Source organism: Mesorhizobium sp. B2-8-3 (assembly GCF_006440815.1).
Lineage (GTDB): Bacteria > Pseudomonadota > Alphaproteobacteria > Rhizobiales > Rhizobiaceae > Mesorhizobium.
Genome location: NZ_VFTW01000021.1, coordinates 70,862 through 92,056, shown reverse-complemented (window position 1 = coordinate 92,056; position 21,195 = coordinate 70,862). Strand labels below are relative to the sequence as shown.

The following is a 21,195-nucleotide window of genomic DNA, read 5'->3' as shown; positions in this document are numbered from 1 at the left end:
CTTCTCGGGACTTGCCTGGCATCCGCCGGGCAGGGCGCCTGTGAATCGCGCGCCGGCCGTCTCGACAAAGGGCGGTCCGGCAAATTATCTATAAAATATGGCCAGCACAGAAGACACAATCGCCGTCCGCATCAGCAAGGAACTGGCGGACCGCATCATTTCGGGCGCCATCGAGCCCGGCTCGCGGCTGCGCCAGGACCATGTCGCGGAGGAATTCAACACCAGCCATGTGCCGGTGCGCGAGGCTTTTCGCCGCCTCGAGGCGCAAGGTTTGGCGATCAGCGAGCCGCGCCGCGGCGTGCGCGTGGCTTCTTTCGATCTCGGCGAGGTCAGGGAAGTGGCCGAGATGCGGGCCGCGCTCGAAGTGCTGGCGCTGCGCCATGCCGCGCCGCATCTGACGGCGTCGATCCTCGACCTGGCCGAGGAGGCGACCAAGGCCGGCGACAAGTCCGGCGACGTGCGCTCCTGGGAAGAGGCCAATCGCACCTTCCACCGGCTGATCCTGGCGCCCTGCAACATGCCGCGCCTGCTCTCCACCATCGACGACCTGCATGCGGCGAGCGCGCGCTTCCTGTTCGCGGCCTGGCGCTCGGAATGGGAAATCCGCACCGACCAGGATCACCGCGCGATCCTGAGCGCGCTGAGACAAGGCAACACCGAATCGGCCGCAGCGACCCTCGGGCGGCACGTGCAATGGATCGGCCAGAAGCCGGTCAAGACCGCCTCCGGCAGAACGCGAGACGCCTTCGCCATCGTGGGGTAGGTTCGGTGATTGGCGATGGGCCGAGGCCGCTCAGCTTCGTCATTCCGGGGTCTGCGCGCGTCGCTTCGCTCCCTTGCTCCGCCCTGGAATGACGAGTTCGAGGGCAGGCGCTTGCCATTCGTTTCAAAATATGGATTCAATAATAGATGAAGTTCAAAAATTATCTATAATTTCACACAAGCCAAGGAAGACATCGTGACCAACGCAGCCGTTTCGGCCCAAAAACCCTCCTTCAGCCCACTGCGGCTGCACAGCCGTTCGCTCGCCTGGCAGATCGGCGCCGTCATTCTTGGCTCGCTGTTCCTGGCGCTGTCCTCCTATATCGAGGTGCCGATGGTGCCGGTGCCGGTGACCATGCAGACTTTCGCCGTCACCCTGGTCGGCGCGCTCTACGGCTGGCGCTTCGGCGCGCTCACCATTGCCGCCTGGCTGGTCGAAGGCGCGGCAGGGTTTCCCGTGCTGGCGGGCGGGGCGGCCGGCATTCAGCATTTCGTCGGTCCGACCGGCGGCTATCTCTTCGCCTTCCCGGTCGTCGGCGCCTTTGTCGGTTGGCTGGCCGAACGCGGCTGGAACGGCAACCGCGTCATGCTCGCCTTCGCCGCCATGCTCATCGGCAACTTGCTTTGCCTGGTTCTCGGCACCGCCTGGCTCGCCGTCATGATCGGCGCCGAGAAGGCCATCACCTTCGGCTTCCTGCCCTTCATTGTCGGCGGCCTGCTCAAGTCGGCGCTGGGCGCGGCGACGCTGAAGCTCTTTTCCACCTATCGGGCGGAACAGCGCGACCGCTCGTCCGGGACGCGATGACCGTCAGGCTGCGCGCCCATCACCTGCTCTGCCTGCTGACCTATGTCGGCAAGGGCTACTCGCAGGCCTTCACCGCCAACTACGACAAGGTGGTGAAGCGGCTGGGCGAGGGCGAGGGGGTGGTGATCGTTTCCGGTCCGGACGACATCTGCGCACCGCTGCTCGGCGAACCGGAGCCGCATTGCCTGCGCCAAAGCGCCGCTGAGCGGGACGGGCTCGCCGCGCGCGACGTGGGGGCTTTCCTCGGCCAGCCGATCGAGGACGGCGACCGGTTGGTGCTGGATGCTTCCAGGCTGGCAGGGATGCGCAAGGCTTTTTCCGGCGGCCTGACGCGCCAGGCGTGCTCGGGCTGCGAATGGTCCGGCCTGTGCGACGCGGTTGCCGCCGGCGGATTCAGCGACACGCGTCTTTAGAGCATGATCCCGAAAAGTGGGCCGCGGTTTTCGGAAAAGATCATGCTCCAACAAAAGAACTGGATCAGGATGGCGATTCAACGCAACGTCATCCTGATCCAGGCAGCCCGATGCCGGCATATGGGCATCCCGGGCCTCCGCGCGGGATTTTTCGGTGGCGCGGCATCGTTTTTTAAGCCGGATGATTGCATTGTGATTCGCTTGGCGATTGAAGCCCGACCCCAAAAAGGCCATGCTTTGACCCGAAAAGATCGAGTCTGTGGGCGGTCCTCCAAGGGCGGGATCGCATCTGGCTGAAAGGGATACGATGCGGCAAGGACGTGCGCGCTGGCTGACGAGGCTGGCATTTTTGACCGGTGTGGCGCTTTGGGTGCTGCCGGTCCAAGCCAAGGAAGATGCCCAACCGCTCCAGATCACGTCTTTCTCGGGCGCGTATCTCGCGGCTCATATCGCAGAAAGCGACAACGACCTCGACGACGCGATCGCTTATTACAAGCAGGCGCTGGCCTTTGCCCCGGACGACAAGGATCTGCAGCAGAGCTTGATGCTGGCTCTGGTCGCGCAAGGCCGCTTCGAGGAATCGCTGGTCTACGCAGACAAGCTGAAGGAAGTGCCGGATGTCGAGCGCTTCTCGCGCCTCGCGTTGGCCATCGATTCCTTCCACAAGAAGGACTACGCCAAGGCGCAGTACTGGTTGAAGCTCTCGCTCGAATCCGATCTCGACCGGCTGCTTTCCGGCGTGATGGACGGCTGGGCCAAGGAAGGCGCCGGCAACGCGTCCGAGGCCATGGATTCCGTCGACAAGCTCAAGGGCCCGGACTGGTTCGGCCTGTTCAAATCGTTCCACCGCGCGCTGATCGCTGACGCTGCCGGCCTGAACGACAAGGCCGATGAACTCTACGCCGCCACCCTGGCCGATACCACGGCCGGCGGCTCCGCGCCCGAAACCTGGATGCGCAATGCGCAGGCCTATGCCTCCTTCCTCGTCCGCAAGGGCGACAAGTCGAAGGCGCTGGCGGTGTTGAACCAGGCCGAGGCCTTCGCGCCGGGCAAGCTCGAAATCACTACGCTGCGCGACCGCATAGCCAAGGGCGACAAGATCGAGCCGCTGGTGGCCGGCCCGGCCGACGGCGCGTCCGAAATCCTGCTCGACCTTGCCACCGCGCTCAACCGCGGCGGCGGCGAGCCTTTCGTGCGCCTTTACCTGCAATATGCGCTGGCGCTGAAGCCCGACAGCGACGCGGCCCTGGTGCAGCTTGCCGCCGTTGCCGAGCAGCTCAAGGACGGCGAAGGCGCGGTCGCGCTATACCGCCGTATTCCGGCGTCATCGCCGCTCAAAGAGCTCTCCGACCTGCAGATCGGCCTCAACCTTGCCGATCTTGACAAGCACGACGAAGCGATTTCCCACCTCAAGGCCTATCTCGACAAGCATCCGGAGGACATGCGCGCCTATCTGGCGCTGGGCGGCGTCTATGGCTCGAAGGAAGATTTCCGCTCGGCCGCCAATCTCTACGACAAGGCCGTCGAGCAGTTGAAGACGCCGACCGCCGCCAACTGGAACATCTTCTACCAGCGCGGCATCGCTTATGAGCGGCTGAAGGAATGGCCGAAGGCGGAACCGAATTTCCGCAAGGCGCTGGAACTGCAGCCCGACCAGCCGCAGGTCATGAACTATCTCGGCTATTCCTGGGTCGACATGAACATGAACCTCAAGGAAGGCCTGGCGATGATCCAGAAGGCCGTGGATCTGCGGCCGAACGACGGCTACATCGTCGATTCGCTTGGTTGGGCCTATTTCCGCATGGGTCGCTTCGACGACGCCGTGCGCGAGATGGAGCGCGCCGTCTCGCTGAAGCCGGAGGATCCGGTCCTCAACGACCATCTCGGCGACGCTTACTGGCGCGTCGGCCGCAAGCTCGAGGCCACCTATCAGTGGACCCAGGCGCGTGACCTGAAGCCGGACCCGGATGTCCTTGCCACCTTGCAGCAGAAGCTGCTCAAGGGCCTGCCGCCGATCGAATCCAACACCGCGCAGGAAACCCCGAAGGTGAAGCCGGAGCCGACGCCCGCGCCGAAAGGCTAGCCCGCTCGCCAGCGTTCAAGAAAACGGGGCTCGTCGAGCCCCGTTTTCGTTTAGCTCGGCGTCTGCCGAGCTTAGGCGTTGGCAGGCGGCATGCGTTGGAGATCGGTCGAAATGCCCACCCGTCGTCATTCCAGGGTCTCCGCGAAGCCGCTTCGCGGCTGCTCCGCCCTGGAATGACGAGGTTGGGAGGCTCCAGCCAATCCTCAGCGTTTGTGCCGATTTCACGGCAGTGACCGGCCAAAATCTTGCCCGTCGACAAATGGCGACTTTCAAATCCCTGTGTCGAGAAACTAGAACATCTTTCTGTAGACGACGAATCCGGACTTCTCGCCGACCTTGTCGTAGAGTTGCATCGCCGTGTGGTTCGTCTCATGCGTCAGCCAGTAGACGCGGTTCGCGCCCGCCTGCCTGGCGCGTTCGTAGACGCCCTCGATCAGCGCCCGGCCGACGCCTTGGCCGCGCGCGGCTTGCGTGGTGAAGAGATCCTGCAAATAGCAGCTCGGCGCGATCGATGTCGTCGAGCGATGATAGAGATAGTGCACGAGACCGAGCAGGTTCCCCTCGCGCTCGGCCACCAGCGCATGCACCGGCTCATAGGCGTCGAAGAAACGCGACCAGGTCATCTGCGTGATCTCGCCGGCTAGCGCCGTCGGGCCGGAGCGCCCGTAAAACGCGTTGTAGCCATCCCACAGCGGCAGCCACTGCTCGTAATCCTGGCTCGTGACGGGGCGCACGGTGAGTTGACCGGACATGGCGAAACCTTTGTCGTTGAACCAACGGAGCAAACAGTGGCCGCTGCTCGACAGCAATGGGCCAGCCCGCCGCAATGCTTTCCACTTGCGGGACGCGAGCCGCCGCCTTGACGCTTGCCGGCCCGGCAACTAGGGAAGCGTCATCCTGCGCTTTCCGAGGCCGCCGTGACCATCGAGATCCCCGCCCATATGCATCCCAGCCGCTCCTTCCAGGGGCTGATCCTGACCTTGCACAATTACTGGGCGGACTATGGTTGCCTCATCCTGCAGCCCTACGACATGGAAGTCGGCGCCGGCACCTTCCACCCGGCAACCACCTTGCGCGCGCTGGGTCCCTTGCGCTGGAACGCCGCTTACGTGCAACCCTCGCGCCGGCCGAAGGACGGCCGCTATGGCGAAAACCCGAACCGCCTGCAGCATTATTACCAGTATCAGGTGATCCTGAAACCCAATCCACCGAACCTGCAGGAACTCTATCTCGGCTCGCTCGAGGCGATCGGCGTCGATCCGCTGCTGCATGACATCCGCTTCGTCGAGGACGACTGGGAAAGCCCGACGCTGGGCGCCTGGGGGCTCGGCTGGGAATGCTGGTGCGACGGCATGGAAGTCTCGCAGTTCACCTATTTCCAGCAGGTCTGCGGCATCGAATGCGCGCCGGTGGCGGGCGAGTTGACTTACGGCCTGGAGCGGCTCGCCATGTATGTCCAGGGCGTCGACAATGTCTACGACCTGAACTTCAACGGCCGCGAAGGCGCCGAGAAGGTCACTTACGGCGACGTCTTCCTGCAGGCCGAGCAGGAGTATTCGCGCCACAATTTCGAATTCGCCAACACCGCGATGCTGCTGAGACACTTCGAGGACGCCGAGGCCGAGTGCAAGGCGCTGCTCGATGCCGGCACGCCCAAGCCGAGCGACAATCTGGCGATGCACCGCATGGTCTTTCCGGCCTACGACCAATGCATCAAGGCGAGCCACGTCTTCAACCTGCTCGACGCGCGCGGCGTGATCTCGGTCACTGAGCGGCAAAGCTACATCCTGCGCGTGCGCAATCTGGCCAAGGCGTGCGGCGAGGCGTTCCTGAAGACGCGGGCGGGCGGGCTGGCGGCGGCTTAAGCCGACACGGCTTTCACGGTCTCGGCGGCGGCGGCGCTCGGCAATGCGATCTGCGCCGTTGCGCCGTCGATCGTACGCATGGCCTGCCTGACCCCCGGCATCGTGATCGTGCCATGCGCCTGGGCGGCGAAGCAGGCGCTGAGCGCCAGGATCTGCAGGGTTCTCGATGCCGTCTTCATCGTCGTTCAGCCAATAGGTCTCTGCCTGAGCGTTTGTCGCTTCAGCGCAGCGTTCGGTTCATGGGAAGTTCTGCTCCAAGGACGGGTGGGCCGGCGCCAACCCGACAGTGGGTGGCAAAATTCCGCGAAATCGATTGAAGAGGCGGTCTGCTTGCGGGGTGACAGCGGCCGGCCGAGTTGCTATTTCCCGCCCCATTCGTGACACCGGCGCCACGCGCCGACCGTCCCCATCGAGGGGAGGGTATGGAGCCAACCAATGCCCGACTTGCTGCTCGAACTTCGCTCCGAGGAAATCCCCGCCCGCATGCAGCGTAAGGCGGCCGGCGACCTCAGGAAGATGCTGGCCGACGGTCTGGTCGAGGCGGGTCTGACCTATGAGGCGGCGCGTGAATATTGGACGCCGCGGCGCCTGACGCTCGACATAAGGGGCCTGACCGCGCGTTCGAAGGACATCCGCGAGGAGATCAAGGGGCCGTCGACCACGGCGCCCGAGCAGGCGGTGCAGGGCTTCCTGCGCAAGGCCGGCCTGTCATCGATTGCCGAGGCGCATGTCCATTCCGACCCGAAGAAGGGCGACTTCTACGTCGCCCATATCGCGAAGCCGGGCAGGGCGGCGGAAGAAATCATCGCCGAGCTGGTGCCGGCCATCATCAGGAACTTCCCCTGGCCCAAATCGATGCGCTGGGGGCCGGCCTCGGCCAAGCCCGGCTCGCTACGCTGGGTGCGCCCGCTGCAGTCGATCGTCTGCACCTTCGGCCCGGAGACCGAGGAGCCGGTGGTGGTCGATTTCGAGATCGACGGCATTCGCGCCGGCAACGTCACCTTTGGCCATCGCTTCCACGCGCCGGGCCCGATCACCGTGCGCCGCTTCGACGACTATGTGGCGAAGTTGGAGGCGGCCAAGGTGGTGCTCGACGCCGACCGGCGCAAGGAGATCATTCTGGCAGACGCCCGCAACATCGCCTTCGCCAACGGCCTCGATCTGGTCGAGGACGAGGGCCTGCTGGAAGAAGTCTCCGGCCTGGTCGAATGGCCGGTCGTGCTGATGGGCGAGTTCGAGCAGGATTTCCTCGCCATTCCGGGCGAAGTCATCCGCCTCACCATCCGCGCCAACCAGAAGTGTTTTGTCACCCGGCCGCAGGGCGCGGCCGACGATCTGTCCAACCGCTTCATTCTTGTCGCCAACATCGAGGCGAAGGATGGCGGCAAGGAGATCGCCTACGGCAACGGCAAGGTGGTGCGCGCGCGTCTGTCCGACGCGCTCTATTTCTGGAAGACCGATCAGGGCGACCTGCCGGACCTCGATCAACTCGGGGAATCGGCGGCGAAATTCGACCTGGATTTGAAGAAGCCGCTCGACCAGCGCATGGCGCGGCTCGATCATCTGAACGTGACCTTCCATGCCAAGCTCGGCACGCAAGGGGAGAGGGTCGCGCGCATCAAGCGGCTGGCTGAGGAGCTTGCCTTGGTCGTCGGCGCCGACAGCGCGCTCGTCGCCCGCGCGTCGGTGCTCGCCAAGGCCGATCTGCAGACCGAAGTGGTCGGCGAGTTCCCGGAATTGCAAGGCGCCATGGGCCGCAAATACGCGCTGCTGCAGGGCGAGCATCCGTCCGTGGCCGCAGCCGCCGAGGAGCACTACAAGCCACAGGGCCCGTCCGACCGCGTGCCGACCGATCCGGTCTCGGTTGCGGTGGCGCTCGCCGACAAGCTCGACACACTGACCGGCTTCTGGGCGATCGATGAAAAGCCCACGGGCTCGAAGGACCCGTTTGCCCTCAGAAGGGCAGCGCTTGGTATGGTCAGGATCCTCATCGAGAACCGTATCCGGCTGGCGCTTGCGTGTGTTTTCGCCAAGGCCTTTGCAAACTTCAAAGGCGGCGCGGATCAGTCGTCCGATCTCCTTGCCTTCTTCCACGACCGCCTGAAAGTCTATCTCCGCGACCAAGGCGCGCGGCACGATCTGATCGATGCCGTCATCACGCCGCAGTCCGATGACCTGCTGCAGATCGTCCGCCGCGTCGAGGCGCTGGGTTCCTTGCTCGACACCGACGAAGGCAAGAACCTGCTAGCCGGCACCAAGCGCGCGGCCAACATTCTCGCCGCCGAGGAGAAGAAGAAAACGCTGGTCGCCGAGACTGTTGAGCCGGCATTGTTCCGCGAGGAAGCGGAAAATAAGCTCTATGCCGCGGTGAATCAGGCTGAGAAGGAAGCCGGCCAAGCGATTCAGAACGAAGATTTTTCCGCCGCCATGCTGGCGCTTAGCGTGTTGCGCGAACCGGTTGATTCATTCTTTGAGGGCGTTCTCGTGAATGATGAGGACCAGGCCGTGCGCGCCAACCGTCTGGCGTTGCTCGCCCGCATCCGCGCCGCCACCGACCACGTCGCGGATTTTTCAAAAATCGTCGGCTGACAGCGCAAAAATCGCGCCTTTCAACTTGCCCGCATTCGCTAGGATGCGAGCATTCCTCGACAATTCGGCGCTCGAAATTTAATGCGCCGGAGCCGGCTTACAGTCATACGGCGATGACCTCCGCATGGGAGAAGTGATCCATGTCGCCCAGAAGCGCTGAGCGGTTCTGGGGCAACGACATGCATCAACCAAAGAGTTAAGGCGCGTTCCCCGAGATCGTTTCCCGGCGCGCGCCGTAAGACGTTCCCAAACACGGAGGCATGCCATGAATTCCGTTGACGATATCGACCTGATTGAAGAGACCCCGGCCGCCGCCGAGGCCATCGAATCCGCTTCCGAAAACCTCCTCGACCACGCCGCTGCCGCGGCAGTCGAATCTGCCGATCCGTCCGAGGACGATGAGGAAGATGACGAAGACGGCGAGGAGGCCACTGCCTCGGCCCACGACGAGTCGGAAGACGAGGATGAAGATGACGACGAAGACGGCGACGACGAAGACGATGACGCCGACGAAGAAGCCAAAGCCTCGGGCGACGATGAGTCCGACGACGAGGATGAAGATGGCGACGACGATGAAGACGACGCCGACGAGTCCGACGATGACGACAAGGAAGAAGCGGCCTGAGCCGTCTCCTGTCGTGTGAAGCATGAGGGGCGGCGCGTTACGCGTCGCCCTTTTTCGTCAGGCTCGTCAATCTTCCAGGAAGATTGACCCGTCAATCTTCAGAAGCTGACCTAGTCAGTCTTCCACGATGCTGACCCGCACGCTGTCCGGATAGACGTCGACCTCGATCAACGGCTCGCCATTGACGATCGCGCGCCGGGTCGAGTTGCTCATGGCGCCGCCGCGTCCCAGCATGCGCTGCAGGTCGGCGCGCGAGCCGTCGCTGCGGAACCAGGGATCGCCCTGGTCGTCGCCGTCGCGCCGGTGGAACTTGTGCCAGTTGGCGCGGTCCTGCCGCACCATCTGCGCCGCGCTGCCGAGCGGATAGCCGTCGCTGGCGCGGTGATCGCGGTCGGAAATCCGCGCCGTGTAAGAGCCAAGCATATCATCGGCACTCGCCGTGCCCGCGCCCAGCGCGGTTGCCGCCATCAGGCCGGCGACAGCGATTGCTTTCGAAACAGTCATGAAATTCCCCTTTTTGAAACGCCAGCGCCATCGTGCCGGATCCGCATGACGGAGATCGGACAAAGTTCAAGCGCCTAGCATATCGAGGTGGTATTCAGTGTGATCTACATCGCCTTGCCGACGCGCGGCAGTGGCTGGGCAGTTTGCGGTTGCGCCTGGGGCTGCGCATCGGCTGTCGCGCCTGGCTGGGCGGCGGTCTTGCCGCTGCCGTTCGAAGCGGACGCGGTGCCGTTCGCGGGCATTGCCGGCGAAGTGCCGTTTGCCGGCGCGGTGGTGGCGGGTGTGGTTGTGGCTGTTGCAGGCTTGGTCGACGCGGTCGCCGCCGGCGCTGCGAAAGCGCCGCCGACAATACCGCCCCGGATGATCATCGGGGCCTGCTGGTGCTCGGATTTCTCGGGGATTGCCGCGACCTTTTCATCGGTGACGGCGGGCATAGGGTCGCCAAGCGCTATCATCGACGGCGTCGAGGCCGCGGACAGCTTGGTCGGCTCGATCGCATTCAGCCTGACGACGGAAGGCGTCGAGGTCGAGGGTCCGACCACGACGATCGACGAGGCATATGCGGCGCCGTTCATCGCCAAAAGGCTGATACCGAACGCTCCAAGCAAACGCATCACAAGAACTCCCAAGCCCGCAACCGCATCAAACCCGCACCTTAGGACCGGCACATTGAAGCCGGCTTGCTTGGAAACTTAACATTTTAGGGATTGATAAATCGCCAATGCCCGCACTTGCCCGATGCAAGCGGCCGTATTACGGGACCGGCATGTGCAGGACTGGTGGCGAATTTGGCTGAGATACTGGCGATCGGCGAGGCTCTGGAGCGGGCTTTGGCGCTGCTCGAAGGCGGCGACGTCGTCGCCATTCCGACCGAGACGGTTTACGGCCTGGCCGGCGATGCCACCAATGGCGTTGCCGTGGCGCGCATTTTCGAGGCCAAGGGCCGGCCGCGCTTCAACCCGCTGATCGCCCATGTCGCGGATCGCGCCATGGCGGACCGTATCGCCGGCTTCGATCCGCTGTCGGCAAGATTGGCCGAAGCCTTCTGGCCCGGCCCGCTGACGCTGGTGCTGCCGCACAGGGCGGACAGCGGCATCCATCCGCTGGTCACCGCGGGGCTGGACACGATCGCGCTGCGCATGCCGCGCGGGTTCGGCGGCGGGCTGATCGCGCGGCTCGGCCGGCCGCTCGCGGCCCCCAGCGCCAATTCCTCCGGAAAGATCAGCGGCACGACGGCAGGCGCGGTCGCCGCCGATCTCGGTGACAGGATCAGGCTGGTCGTCGATGGTGGCGCGACGCCTGTCGGACTGGAATCGACTATTCTCAAGGTCGAGGACGGCAGGCTGCGGCTGCTGCGGCCCGGCGGCATCGGCGCCGAGGAGATCGAGGCGGTGGCCGGCGCGAAACTATCGCGCGGCGCGAGCGGCATCGAGGCGCCGGGCATGCTTGCCTCGCATTACGCGCCGGGCGCCGCGATGCGGCTTAATGTCGGGGACGTTGCCGAAGGCGAGGCTTTGCTTGCGTTCGGCCGCAATCGCGCCGAGGGCTGGGAACGGGCCGCTGCGTTGCGCAACCTCTCCGAAACGGGCGACCTGCGCGAGGCAGCCAGCAATCTGTTCGCCTTCATGCAGGCGCTCGATCGTGTCGGCGCCGCGACCATCGCCGTCGAGCCGATCCCGTTGGAGGGCCTGGGCGAGGCGATCAACGACCGGCTTGCCCGCGCCGCCGCGCCGCGTGACAAGCTTGCCTGAGCGCCCTAGGGTTTGTTTCATGAACGACCAGCCCTTCGATCTCGATCCCGCCGTCATCGACCGCTTCACGGCCATCGTCGGCCACAAATATGCCTTGCGCGACCAGGCCGACATCGCGCCTTACATCACCGAGCGGCGTGGCCTTTGGCATGGCCGGACATCGCTGGTGCTGCGCCCCGGCAGCGTCGAGGAAGTGAGCCGCATCATGCGGCTGGCAACCGAGACCGGAACGCCGATCGTGCCGCAGAGCGGCAACACCGGGCTGGTCGGCGCCCAGGTGCCGGACAAATCCGGACACGACATCGTGCTGTCGCTGTCCAGGCTGAACCGCATCCGCGAGATCGATGTCCTGTCGAATACGGTGACCGCCGAGACCGGCGTCATCCTGCAGACCCTGCAGGAAGCGGCTGACGCCGCTGGCCTGCTGTTTCCGCTGTCGCTCGCCGCCCAAGGGTCCTGCCAGATCGGCGGCAATCTGTCCTCCAATGCCGGCGGCACCGGCGTGCTTGCTTACGGCAATGCGCGCGAGCTCTGCCTCGGCGTCGAGGTCGTGCTGCCGACCGGCGAGGTGTTCGACGACCTGCGCAAATTGAAGAAGGACAACACCGGCTACGATCTGAAGAACCTTTTCGTCGGCGCCGAAGGCACGCTCGGCATCATCACCGCCGCGGTGCTGAAGCTTTTCCCGAAGCCGAAAGGCAGGGAGGTCGCCTTTACCGGCCTGCCGTCGTCCCCGCACGACGCGCTTTCGCTGTTCACGCTGGCGATGGATCGCGCCGGCGCCTCGCTCACCGCTTTCGAGCTGATCGGCAAAAGACCCTACGACTTCACGCTCAAACACGGGCAAGGCATCGCCCGGCCGCTGGCCGACGACTGGCCATGGTATGTGCTGATGCAGGTCTCTTCCGGCCGTTCCGAAGAAGACGGCAGGGCGCTGATCGAAGAGATTCTTTCAGCCGGCCTTGAGCAAGGCATCGTCGGCGACGCGGTGGTGTCGGCAAGCCTTGCCCAGGGCGACGCTTTCTGGAATTTCCGCGAGACGCTCCCCGAATGCCAGAAGCCGGAGGGCGCCTCGATCAAGCACGACATCTCGGTGCCCATCGCCTCGATCCCGCAATTCATCGAAAAAGCGGCCGGCGTGGTTGAGCGGGTTTGCCCCGGCGCGCGCGTCGTCTGCTTCGGCCACATGGGCGACGGCAATCTTCACTACAACATCTCGCGTCCGGTGGATTGGGCGGACGAGGCGTTCCTCGAGCTCTACCATCCCATGAACAAGGCGGTGCACGATGTCGTGCGCTCCTTCCATGGCTCGATCTCGGCCGAGCACGGCATCGGCCAACTGAAGCGCGACGAGCTGATCGCCACGGCGCCGCCGATGGCGATCGACCTGATGCGGCGGGTGAAGGCGGCCTTCGATCCGGCCGGCATCATGAATCCCGGTAAGGTTATCTGATCCTCACCACATCGGGCGCTGGTCGCATTCCGATAACCATCGGCTCAGATCAGCAAAATTTAACCGACTTTCTTAAGCGCGCCGGTAAGAAGCGAGCGCTAATGTTTCTTCCCATAACGAGGCCGGAAAAACCGGCCCTGAGAGAACCGGAAAAACGGCCCTCAGGAATAACAGGGAAGACATCGATGAACACTGGGCTGAAGCCAGTCTGGGCCGGGCGCAACATGCGTCTCGATCCGTTTCGCCTGCCGCAAATGGTGAGCTACGCCACGCGCGACGACTATGGCGATGTTACCTTCACCATCGACCAGCGCGGCGCGGTCATCCGCCGTGTGCTGGAGATGAGCGGCGTGCCGGCGATCATCGCACTGCCCCCCAATGCGTTCCGCGGCGTCGCCGCCCGCGCCATGGAGGATCCGGACGGCAACGTCACGGTGACGCTGGAACTGCTGCACAATGATCCGATGCTGTCGGTGCCGCTTCTGGTCGCCGACGACCTCGACGACGTCGCCGCCGACTGGCGCGCCTGGGCCGATGCCTACCGCCTGCCGATGCTTCTGATCGAGGCCGACGGCATAGCCCGCACGCTGGAAGAATCGCTCGGCGCCGCCATCAAGTCGCTGCCGCCGCAGGAGCGCCGCAAGGGCCGCGTCTCCAACATGCGCCGCCCGCGCTTCCTTGCCCGCCGCAAGTCCGGCAACCTTGGCCTGAGACTGGTCATCGACGGCCAGGAGATTATCGCAAGGGAGTAGCCGCCGGTGACAGTCTTCTCCCCGTCACTATACGGAGAGAAGTGCCCGGCAGGGCGATGAGGGGCAGCGCCGACCTAGGTGTTTGGCGACCTCAAAACCCGATCACTCGCGACAGCGCCGCCGCATATTTCATCTAACCTTCAAGGTTGGCGCTGCCCCTCATCCGGCTGCCGCCACCTTCTCCCCGTTGAACGGGGAGAAGGGAGAACTAAACCAGCGGCTTTAGCCATATCCACACCGAACCGCCGATCAGGCCGAGGAAGATCAGCCAGCCGACCTGGTTGTTCGACTTGAACAGCTTCAGGCACTGGTCCGGATTGTCGATGTCGAGCTGGATGATCTGGCGCGCCATATGCGCGCCGGCGGCGATCAGCCCGGCCAGCGCCACCACCGGCACTTGCGCCGAGGCGAAGGCGATGGCGAAGCAGACCAGCGCGCCGCCATAGAGCCCGACCAGCCAGGTCTTGGTGTTGTCGCCGAACAGCCGCGCCGTCGAGCGCACGCCGACGATGGCGTCGTCTTCCTTGTCCTGATGCGCATAGATCGTGTCGTAGCCGATCACCCACAGGATCGAGCCGATATAGAGCATGATGGCCGGATCATCGATGTCGCCGAACTCGACCGCCCAGCCCATCAGCGCGCCCCAGGAGAAGGCGAGCCCAAGCACGAATTGCGGCCAGTTGGTGATGCGCTTCATGAAGGGATAGACGGCCACGATCGCCAGCGAGGCGATGCCGAGCGGAATGGCGAAGCTGTTGAACTGCAACAGCACGGCAAGCCCGATAAGCGCCTGGATGACGACGAAAGCCCAGGCCTGGCGGCGCGTGACCTTGCCGGCCGGCAACGGCCGCGAGCGGGTCCGCTCGACCTGGTTGTCGATGTCCACATCGGCGAGGTCGTTGTAGGCGCAGCCGGCGCCGCGCATGGCCACGGCGCCGACGAAAAACAGGAACAGGTACCACGGCGCCGGAAGCAGCGTCAGCAGCGGGTCGGTCGGGCGCGGATAGGCGCCCGCGGCAAGTGCCGCCGACCACCAGCACGGCCACAACAAGAGCTGCCAGCCGATAGGCCGGTCCCAGCGCGCTAGCTGCGCGTAGGGCCAGAGCCAGCGCGGCAGCACCCGGTAGACCCAATGGCCGCTCGGCGCGTCGGCGACCCGGCCCTGTGCTGCTTTCGACTGGACGGTTTCCATCACGCTGGAGTGGCAGCAGCAAGCAGCGCCGTCAAGCGGCCGCGTTGTCGCTCAAGTGTTGAAAACTTGGGCGTTGAAGCCCTAGGCGGTGAAAACATCGTGACTGGCAAACCATGCCTTGGCGACGTCGATGAAGGTCACGGCCGCCTTCGACAGGCGCTGGCGCGTGTCATGGGTCAGGATGATGCGCTGCATGGGCAGCGGATCGGAAAGCGGCTTGCAGACCAGCGGCAGCCCGTCATAGCTGCGGTCGCCATACGGCCTCGTATAGCTGACCGCGACGCCGAAGCCGTTGGCCACCATGGAGCGCTGCAATTCGAACGAGCTCGTCGCCGCCCGGGCGATCGGCGAGAGGCCGCGGCTAAGGAAAAGGTCCAGCATGTGCTGCCAGCTGTGCGGCTGGTCAGTGGTGATCAGCGGATGCTGCGCCAGTTCCGCCAGGCTGACGGCGTGCTTGTCCGAAAGCTCATGGCCCGCCGGCAAAAGCGCGTGCGGCCGCAGCTCATGCAGGAGAATGCGCTTGAAATGCCCGGGCAGGCCGAGATCGTAGGTGAGGCCGAGATCGACGGCGCTGTCGGCCAGGCGACGCCCCAGCGTGTCGAAGGTTTCGTCGCCGATGACGACCGTGACGGCCGGGCAGCGTTCGGCGAAGGCGCGCATCAGCGCCGGCGCGAAATAGGGCGCCAGGTCCTCGAAGCAGCCGAGCACCAATTCGCCGCCGACATCGGCATCGCGCGATCCGAGCGCCGCCAGTTCGTCCGCTTCGCCCAGCACCTGCCTTGCCTTGGCGACGGCCCTGCGGCCGAAGGATGTCAGCGCAACGCCGCTTCCGCGCTGGCGCACGAACAGCTTCTGGCCAAGCGCGTCCTCGACATTGTCGATCGCCACCGAAATCGAAGGCTGCGAAACATTGAGCGCCGAGGCGGCCGCGGTCACGCTGCCATAGCGGGCCACGGCAACGACATAGCGCAACTGGGCGAGGGTCGGTCTCATAGGTAAAAACTATAAACTAGATGATAAGTTATTATTTTACGCGATGTCCAGCGCTTGCGATAGTCGCTCGCCTAATCAAGGAGAGCGCCATGGCCAGCCCAAAGATCGATGCTTCGACGATTGCCGACTATCAGCGCGACGGCGCTGTCTGCATCCGTGGTGCCTTCAAGGACTGGGTCGATGTCATCGCCGACGGCATCGAGCGCAACATTGAGAACCGCAGCGCCACGGCTTCCGATATTGCCGGCGGCAAGGGCAGCTTCTTCGACGACTACTGCAACTGGGAGCGCATTCCGGAATTCGTCAGGATCGTCAGGGAATCGCCGGCCGCCGAGCTCGCGGCCGCGGTCATGCAGTCGCGCACTGCCCAGTTCTTCCACGATCACGTCCTGGTCAAGGAACCCGGCACGCAGAAGCCGACGCCGTGGCACCAGGACATTCCCTATTACTTCGTCGACGGCAGCCAGACGGTGAGCTTCTGGATCCCGATCGATCCGGTGAAGGAAGCGACGCTGAGGGTGATCGCCGGCTCGCACAAATGGGAAAAGATGGTGTTGCCGGTGCGCTGGCTGAACGACGACAACTTCTATGCCGGCGAGGGCGACTACCGGCCGGTGCCCGACCCCGACAACGACCCCTCGATGAAGGTGCTGGAATGGGAGATGGAGCCTGGCGACGCCATCCTGTTCGACTTCCGCACGGCGCACGGCGCGCGCGGCAATCTGACCTCTGCACGCCGCCGGGCGCTGTCGCTGCGCTGGGTCGGCGACGACGCGCGTTATGTCGAGCGTCCCGGCCGCACCTCGCCGCCTTATACCGGCCACGACATGAAGCCCGGCCAGAAACTGCGTGAGGACTGGTTCCCTGTCGTTTTCCAGAGCTAGAGTCGTCTTCCGGGCTTGAGTCGTTTTTTCGGCCCGGCCGGCGACGGGACTTGCCTCATTCCCCTCGATGCGGGCCATGTTCCCGTGCGCAATTGCCGCCAAAATGCCAAGATGCCTTGACCCATCGCCCGCGGACCAATAGCGGGTTCTCTCGACGAGGACGATCGGCAGCAAGAGGTGGCCATGAATGTTCTTCTTCTCGGCTCGGGTGGCCGCGAACATGCGCTCGCCTGGAAGATGGCCGCCTCGCCGCTGGTGACGAAGCTCTACGCCTCGCCAGGCAATCCGGGCATCGGCCGTGTCGCCGAGCTGGTCAAGCTCGACGTCGCCGACCACTCCGCCGTCGCCTCCTTCTGCCAGGAGAAGAAGATCGACCTGGTCGTGGTCGGTCCGGAAGGTCCGCTGGTGGCCGGCATCGCCGACGACCTGCGCGCCTGGGGCATCCGCGTCTTCGGTCCCTCCAAGGCGGCGGCGCGGCTCGAGGGTTCGAAGGGCTTCACCAAGGATCTTTGCGCGAAGTTCAACATCCCGACCGCCGCCTATGGCCGCTTCAGCGACCTTGCCTCGGCAAAGGCCTATGTCGAGCAGACCGGCGCGCCGATCGTCATCAAGGCCGACGGCCTTGCCGCCGGCAAGGGCGTCACCATCGCCATGACGCTGGAGGAGGCGAACGCCGCGCTCGAAGCCTGTTTCGACGGCGCTTTCGGTGCCGCTGGAGCCGAGGTGGTGGTCGAGGAGTATCTGACCGGCGAGGAGGCGAGCTTCTTCTGCCTGTGCGACGGCGCCACGGCGCTGCCCTTCGGCACCGCGCAGGACCATAAGCGCGTCGGCGACGGCGATACCGGGCCGAACACCGGCGGCATGGGCGCCTATTCGCCGGCGCCGGTGATGACGCCGGAAATGACCGAGCGCACCATGCGCGAGATCATCGAGCCGACCATGCGCGGCATGGCCAATATCGGCGCGCCCTTCGCCGGCATCCTCTTCGCCGGCCTGATGATCACCGACAGCGGCCCCAAGCTGATCGAGTACAACACCCGCTTCGGCGATCCCGAATGCCAGGTGCTGATGATGCGGCTGAAGGACGATCTGCTCGTCCTGCTCAACGCCGCCGTCGACGGCCAACTCGCGCATATGTCGGTGCGCTGGAGCGACGAGACGGCGTTGACCGTGGTGATGGCGGCGAGGGGCTATCCGGGCACGCCGGAAAAGGGCTCCGTCATCCGCGGTCTCGACAAGGTGGAAGGCGTCCAGGTCTTCCATGCCGGCACTGCCATCAATGGCGGCGCGCTGGTCGCCAATGGCGGGCGTGTGCTCAACGTCACCGCTTTGGGCGCCACCGTCGGCGAGGCGCAGGCAAAGGCCTACGCGGCGATCGATCGTATCGACTGGCCGCAAGGCTTTTACCGCCACGACATCGGCTGGCGCGCTGTCGAGCGTGAGAAAGGCGCCGCCTGATCAGGCAGCCTGGCTCCTGCCGCCCTTGCGTGCCCAGGCCGGCAGCCAGTCGCCGTGAGCGGCAAGCAGGTCGTCGACCAGCGACCAGATCTGGTCGAGGTCGAGCTCGGCCGCGGTATGCGGGTCCATCATCGCCGCATGGTAGATGTGCTCGCGGTTCTCGCTGATCAGCGCTCGCACCGTCAGTTCCTGGACGTTGATGTTGGTGCGGATCAGCGCCGTGAGCTGCGGCGGCAATTCGCCAATGTAAGTGGGCTGGATTCCGGAAGCATCGACCAGGCACGGCACTTCCGCCTCGCAATCGAAAGGCAGCGAGGTGATGCAGCCATTGTTGCGCACATTGCCGTAGATCACCGACGGCTCGCCGATCCACACCGAATTCATGATCGAGGAAGCATATTCCCTGGACTGCTCGACCTCGATCCGGTCCGCCGAGCGGTAGGCTTCCGCCTGGCCCTTCCAGCGCTCGATCTGCTCGATGCAGCGTTTTGGATATTCGTCGAGCGGGATGCCATATTTCTCGATCAGGTCGGGGCGGCCGTCCTTGATGAAATAGGGCGTGTATTCGGCGAAATGCTCCGAGCTTTCGGTGACGAAATAGCCGAGCCGGGCCAGCATCTCGTAGCGCACCTTGTTCGGGCAGCGCGGGTTCCAGCCGGGTTTTGGCGCGCGGCCCTCGCGATAGGCGCGCAGGAGATCGGGATAAAGGTCGCGGTAAGAACCGTCCGGCTGGCGATGCTCGAACTTGAGATAAAAGGCCATGTGGTTGATGCCGGCCGAGCGGTAGCGGATCTCGTCATAGGGAAGGTCGAGGTCGTGCGCCAGTTCCATCGCCGTGCCCTGCACCGAATGGCAGAGCCCGACCTGTTTGATCGCGGGATATTTCTCCGCGATCGCCCAGGTGTTGATCGCCATCGGGTTGACGTATTGCAGCATGATCGCCTCCGGGCAGACGGCGAGCATGTCCTCGCAGATCTTCCATAGATGCGGCACCGTCCTTAAGCCCCGCATGATGCCGCCGACGCCGAGCGTGTCGGCGATCGTCTGGCGCAGGCCGTATTTCTTCGGCACCTCGAAGTCGGTGACAGTGCAGGGCTCGTAGCCGCCGATCTGGAAGGCGACGACGACGAAGTCGGCGCCGGACAGCGCCTGGCGCTGGTCCGAATAGGTCTCTGCCTTCGCCTTGACGCCGAGCGTCGCGATCAGCTTGTTGACGACGACGGCGCTCTCTTCCAGCCGCTGCGGGTTGATGTCCATCAGCGCGATCGTCGCGCCCGAAAGCGCCGGCCGCTGCAGCACGTCGCCGACGATGTTCTTCATGAACACCGTCGAGCCGGCGCCGATGAACGTGATCCTGGGATTTCTTGTCACTTTAAAGCCTCCGGCACTTCTCTAAGCCACGTCGAAAGCGGCCCTGACGAGCCGTTCGGTGTAGGCGGTCTTGGGATTGGAAAGGACCTCGTTGACGGGTCCCTGCTCGACGATCTTGCCATGCTGCATGACGATGACGCGGTGGCACAGCGCCCGCACCACCTTGAGGTCGTGCGAGATGAAGAGATAGCTCAGGCCGCGCTCGTCCTGCAGCTTTCGCAACAGGTCGATGATCTGCGCCTGCACGGAAAGGTCCAGCGCCGAAGTCGGCTCGTCGAGCAGGATGAATTCGGGCTCCAGCGCAATCGCCCGCGCGATCGCGATGCGCTGCCGCTGGCCGCCGGAGAATTCATGCGGGAAGCGCGACAGGATGTTGCCGGGCATGCCGGCGCTGGCCAGCGCCTCGCGCACCCGCTCGTTCCGCTCGCGCCGCGTCGCGCCCAACCGGTTGACGACCAGCCCTTCCTCGATGATCTGGCCGATCGTCATGCGCGGGTTGAGCGAGGAGAAAGGATCCTGGAAGACGATCTGCATGCGCGAGCGCAGCGGCCGCATTCCGGCGCGCGTCAGCTTCTCGATCGGCTGGCCGTCGAAGCCGATCTCGCCGCGCTTGGCGTCGATCAGCCTGAGCAGCGCCTGGCCGAAAGTGGTCTTGCCGGAGCCGGATTCGCCGACCAGACCAAGCGTCTCATGACGGCAAAGTTTCAGGCCGAGATCGTCGACGGCGACCAGCTCGCGCCAGTCCGGCTTCATGAAAGAGCCGTGGCGCAGCATGAAGCAGACGCGCACGCCATTCGCCTCGAGGATCGTGCGGGACTTGTCGGGCAGCACCTTCGGCCGTCCGTGTGGCTCGGAAGCGAGCAGCCGCTGCGTGTAGGGATGTTGGGGATTGGCGAAGAGCCGCTCGGTGACGTTGTGCTCGCGCATCTCGCCATGCTGCATGACATAGACGTAGTCGGAGAACTTGCGCACCACGGTGAGATCGTGCGTGATCAGGATCACCGCCATCCGCAGCTCTTTCTGCAGGTTGCGGATCAGGTTCAGGATCTGCGCCTGCACGGTGACGTCGAGCGCCGTGGTGGGCTCGTCGGCGATCAGCACGTCGGGGTCGTTGGCCAAGGCCATGGCGATCATGACGCGCTGGCGCTGGCCGCCCGAGAGCTGGTGCGGATATTGCTTCAGCCGCGCCTCTGGCTCAGGGATCTGGACATGCCGCAGGAGTTCGAGCGCGCGCGCCCAGGCTTGCCTGCGGCTCACCTTGCGGTGCACCCGGATCGCTTCGACGATCTGGCTGCCGACCGTGTAGATCGGGTTGAGCGAGCTCATCGGCTCCTGGAAGATCATCGAGATGCGGTTGCCGCGCAGCTTGCGCCGCGAACTCTCCGGGAACTTCAGGATGTTCTGCCGAGATAGTCGACGCTCGACCGCGGCGAGACCGTCGCGCGGCGCGACAACAGCCCCATGACGGTGCGCGCCGTCACCGACTTGCCGGAGCCGGATTCGCCGACGATCGCGATCGTCTCGCCGCGATAGAGCTGGAACGAGACGTCCTTCACCGCCTCGACGGTGCCGTGCTCGACCTTGAACGCGACCTCGATGTTGCGGGCGTCGATCACAGGCTGATCATAGCGACCGCCATGATCATGCCGGACGGCCGGCGCGAAATTGTCTGCGAGCGCGATCGTCGTCATCCGG

General features: G+C 64.6%; 20 protein-coding genes and 1 pseudogene. 13 read left to right on the top strand and 8 right to left on the bottom strand.

The window, feature by feature from the left end:
* Positions 1–97 precede the first annotated feature (97 nt).
* The 5 genes from FJ418_RS24655 (at position 98) to FJ418_RS24635 (ending at position 4,063) form a co-directional block, all read left to right on the top strand.
* Positions 98–763 carry a GntR family transcriptional regulator gene (locus FJ418_RS24655; RefSeq protein ID WP_140659459.1) on the top strand — a complete coding sequence of 222 codons (666 nt, stop codon included), beginning with the start codon at positions 98–100 and terminating at the stop codon, positions 761–763.
* Between the two features lie 195 nt (positions 764–958).
* Complete coding sequence (locus tag FJ418_RS24650) at positions 959–1,567, top strand: biotin transporter BioY (protein WP_140786332.1); 609 nt, start codon at positions 959–961, stop codon at positions 1,565–1,567.
* Entirely contained in the window at positions 1,564–1,980 is a 417-nt protein-coding gene (locus tag FJ418_RS24645) for a DUF1284 domain-containing protein (protein WP_140870058.1), read from the top strand. The genes FJ418_RS24650 and FJ418_RS24645 overlap by 4 nt, the downstream gene beginning before the upstream one ends.
* Before the next feature lie 42 nt (positions 1,981–2,022).
* A complete protein-coding gene (locus tag FJ418_RS24640; RefSeq protein WP_140659456.1) occupies positions 2,023–2,277 on the top strand; it encodes a hypothetical protein in 255 nt (84 codons plus the stop codon).
* 10 nt (positions 2,278–2,287) lie between these two features.
* A complete protein-coding gene (locus FJ418_RS24635) occupies positions 2,288–4,063 on the top strand; it encodes a tetratricopeptide repeat protein (protein ID WP_140645049.1) in 1,776 nt (591 codons plus the stop codon).
* A 290-nt stretch (positions 4,064–4,353) separates the two neighbouring features.
* On the opposite strand, the gene FJ418_RS24630 is transcribed toward FJ418_RS24635, so the two are convergent.
* Complete coding sequence (locus tag FJ418_RS24630; protein WP_140785989.1) at positions 4,354–4,815, bottom strand: GNAT family N-acetyltransferase; 462 nt, start codon at positions 4,813–4,815, stop codon at positions 4,354–4,356.
* A 189-nt stretch (positions 4,816–5,004) separates the two neighbouring features.
* Between FJ418_RS24630 and FJ418_RS24625 the strand changes: the two genes are divergently transcribed.
* A complete protein-coding gene (locus FJ418_RS24625) occupies positions 5,005–5,928 on the top strand; it encodes a glycine--tRNA ligase subunit alpha (protein WP_176480037.1) in 924 nt (307 codons plus the stop codon).
* Here FJ418_RS24625 and FJ418_RS24620 read toward each other — a convergent pair.
* On the bottom strand, positions 5,925–6,107 hold the full coding sequence (locus tag FJ418_RS24620) for a hypothetical protein (RefSeq protein WP_140645047.1): 183 nt from the start codon (positions 6,105–6,107) through the stop codon (positions 5,925–5,927). The genes FJ418_RS24625 and FJ418_RS24620 overlap by 4 nt on opposite strands.
* Before the next feature lie 256 nt (positions 6,108–6,363).
* Here FJ418_RS24620 and glyS point away from each other — a divergent pair, with 256 nt between their 5' ends.
* Both glyS and FJ418_RS24610 read left to right on the top strand, forming a co-directional pair.
* Entirely contained in the window at positions 6,364–8,517 is a 2,154-nt protein-coding gene (glyS, locus tag FJ418_RS24615; protein ID WP_140870056.1) for a glycine--tRNA ligase subunit beta, read from the top strand.
* Between the two features lie 265 nt (positions 8,518–8,782).
* Positions 8,783–9,142 carry an ATPase gene (locus FJ418_RS24610; RefSeq protein ID WP_140870053.1) on the top strand — a complete coding sequence of 120 codons (360 nt, stop codon included), beginning with the start codon at positions 8,783–8,785 and terminating at the stop codon, positions 9,140–9,142.
* 114 nt (positions 9,143–9,256) lie between these two features.
* Here the strand turns inward: FJ418_RS24610 and FJ418_RS24605 are convergent, their stop codons facing one another.
* Positions 9,257–9,646: a hypothetical protein gene (locus FJ418_RS24605; protein ID WP_140870050.1), complete on the bottom strand. Its 390-nt coding sequence runs from the start codon at positions 9,644–9,646 to the stop codon at positions 9,257–9,259.
* 104 nt (positions 9,647–9,750) lie between these two features.
* Positions 9,751–10,260, bottom strand: a complete 510-nt coding sequence (locus tag FJ418_RS24600; RefSeq protein ID WP_181167079.1) for a hypothetical protein — start codon at positions 10,258–10,260, stop codon at positions 9,751–9,753.
* Between the two features lie 174 nt (positions 10,261–10,434).
* On the opposite strand from FJ418_RS24600, the gene FJ418_RS24595 reads away from it, so the two are divergent.
* The 3 genes from FJ418_RS24595 to FJ418_RS24585 all read left to right on the top strand — a co-directional run bounded on the left by FJ418_RS24595 (position 10,435) and on the right by FJ418_RS24585 (position 13,602).
* On the top strand, positions 10,435–11,397 hold the full coding sequence (locus FJ418_RS24595; protein ID WP_181167081.1) for an L-threonylcarbamoyladenylate synthase: 963 nt from the start codon (positions 10,435–10,437) through the stop codon (positions 11,395–11,397).
* A 19-nt stretch (positions 11,398–11,416) separates the two neighbouring features.
* A complete protein-coding gene (locus tag FJ418_RS24590) occupies positions 11,417–12,850 on the top strand; it encodes an FAD-binding oxidoreductase (RefSeq protein ID WP_140870044.1) in 1,434 nt (477 codons plus the stop codon).
* 185 nt (positions 12,851–13,035) lie between these two features.
* Entirely contained in the window at positions 13,036–13,602 is a 567-nt protein-coding gene (locus FJ418_RS24585) for a DUF6101 family protein (RefSeq protein WP_140870041.1), read from the top strand.
* Positions 13,603–13,810: 208 nt separating this feature from the next.
* On the opposite strand, the gene ubiA is transcribed toward FJ418_RS24585, so the two are convergent.
* Both ubiA and FJ418_RS24575 read right to left on the bottom strand, forming a co-directional pair.
* The gene (gene ubiA / locus FJ418_RS24580; protein ID WP_140870085.1) at positions 13,811–14,794 is read right to left on the bottom strand and encodes a 4-hydroxybenzoate octaprenyltransferase; all 984 of its coding nucleotides are present in this window, start codon (positions 14,792–14,794) and stop codon (positions 13,811–13,813) included.
* Positions 14,795–14,875: 81 nt separating this feature from the next.
* Positions 14,876–15,787 (bottom strand): LysR family transcriptional regulator, encoded by a 912-nt coding sequence (locus tag FJ418_RS24575; protein WP_140870038.1) that lies wholly within the window; start codon positions 15,785–15,787, stop codon positions 14,876–14,878.
* Between the two features lie 89 nt (positions 15,788–15,876).
* Between FJ418_RS24575 and FJ418_RS24570 the strand changes: the two genes are divergently transcribed.
* Positions 15,877–16,671 carry a phytanoyl-CoA dioxygenase family protein gene (locus tag FJ418_RS24570; RefSeq protein WP_140870036.1) on the top strand — a complete coding sequence of 265 codons (795 nt, stop codon included), beginning with the start codon at positions 15,877–15,879 and terminating at the stop codon, positions 16,669–16,671.
* Between the two features lie 183 nt (positions 16,672–16,854).
* Positions 16,855–18,129: a phosphoribosylamine--glycine ligase gene (gene purD, locus FJ418_RS24565; protein ID WP_140870033.1), complete on the top strand. Its 1,275-nt coding sequence runs from the start codon at positions 16,855–16,857 to the stop codon at positions 18,127–18,129.
* On the opposite strand, the gene FJ418_RS24560 is transcribed toward purD, so the two are convergent.
* Together FJ418_RS24560 and FJ418_RS24555 are read right to left on the bottom strand one after the other, a co-directional pair.
* On the bottom strand, positions 18,130–19,500 hold the full coding sequence (locus FJ418_RS24560; RefSeq protein WP_140870031.1) for an alpha-glucosidase/alpha-galactosidase: 1,371 nt from the start codon (positions 19,498–19,500) through the stop codon (positions 18,130–18,132).
* A 21-nt stretch (positions 19,501–19,521) separates the two neighbouring features.
* Positions 19,522–21,191 (bottom strand): annotated as a pseudogene (locus FJ418_RS24555) (ABC transporter ATP-binding protein).
* Between the last annotated feature and the right edge of the window lie 4 nt (positions 21,192–21,195).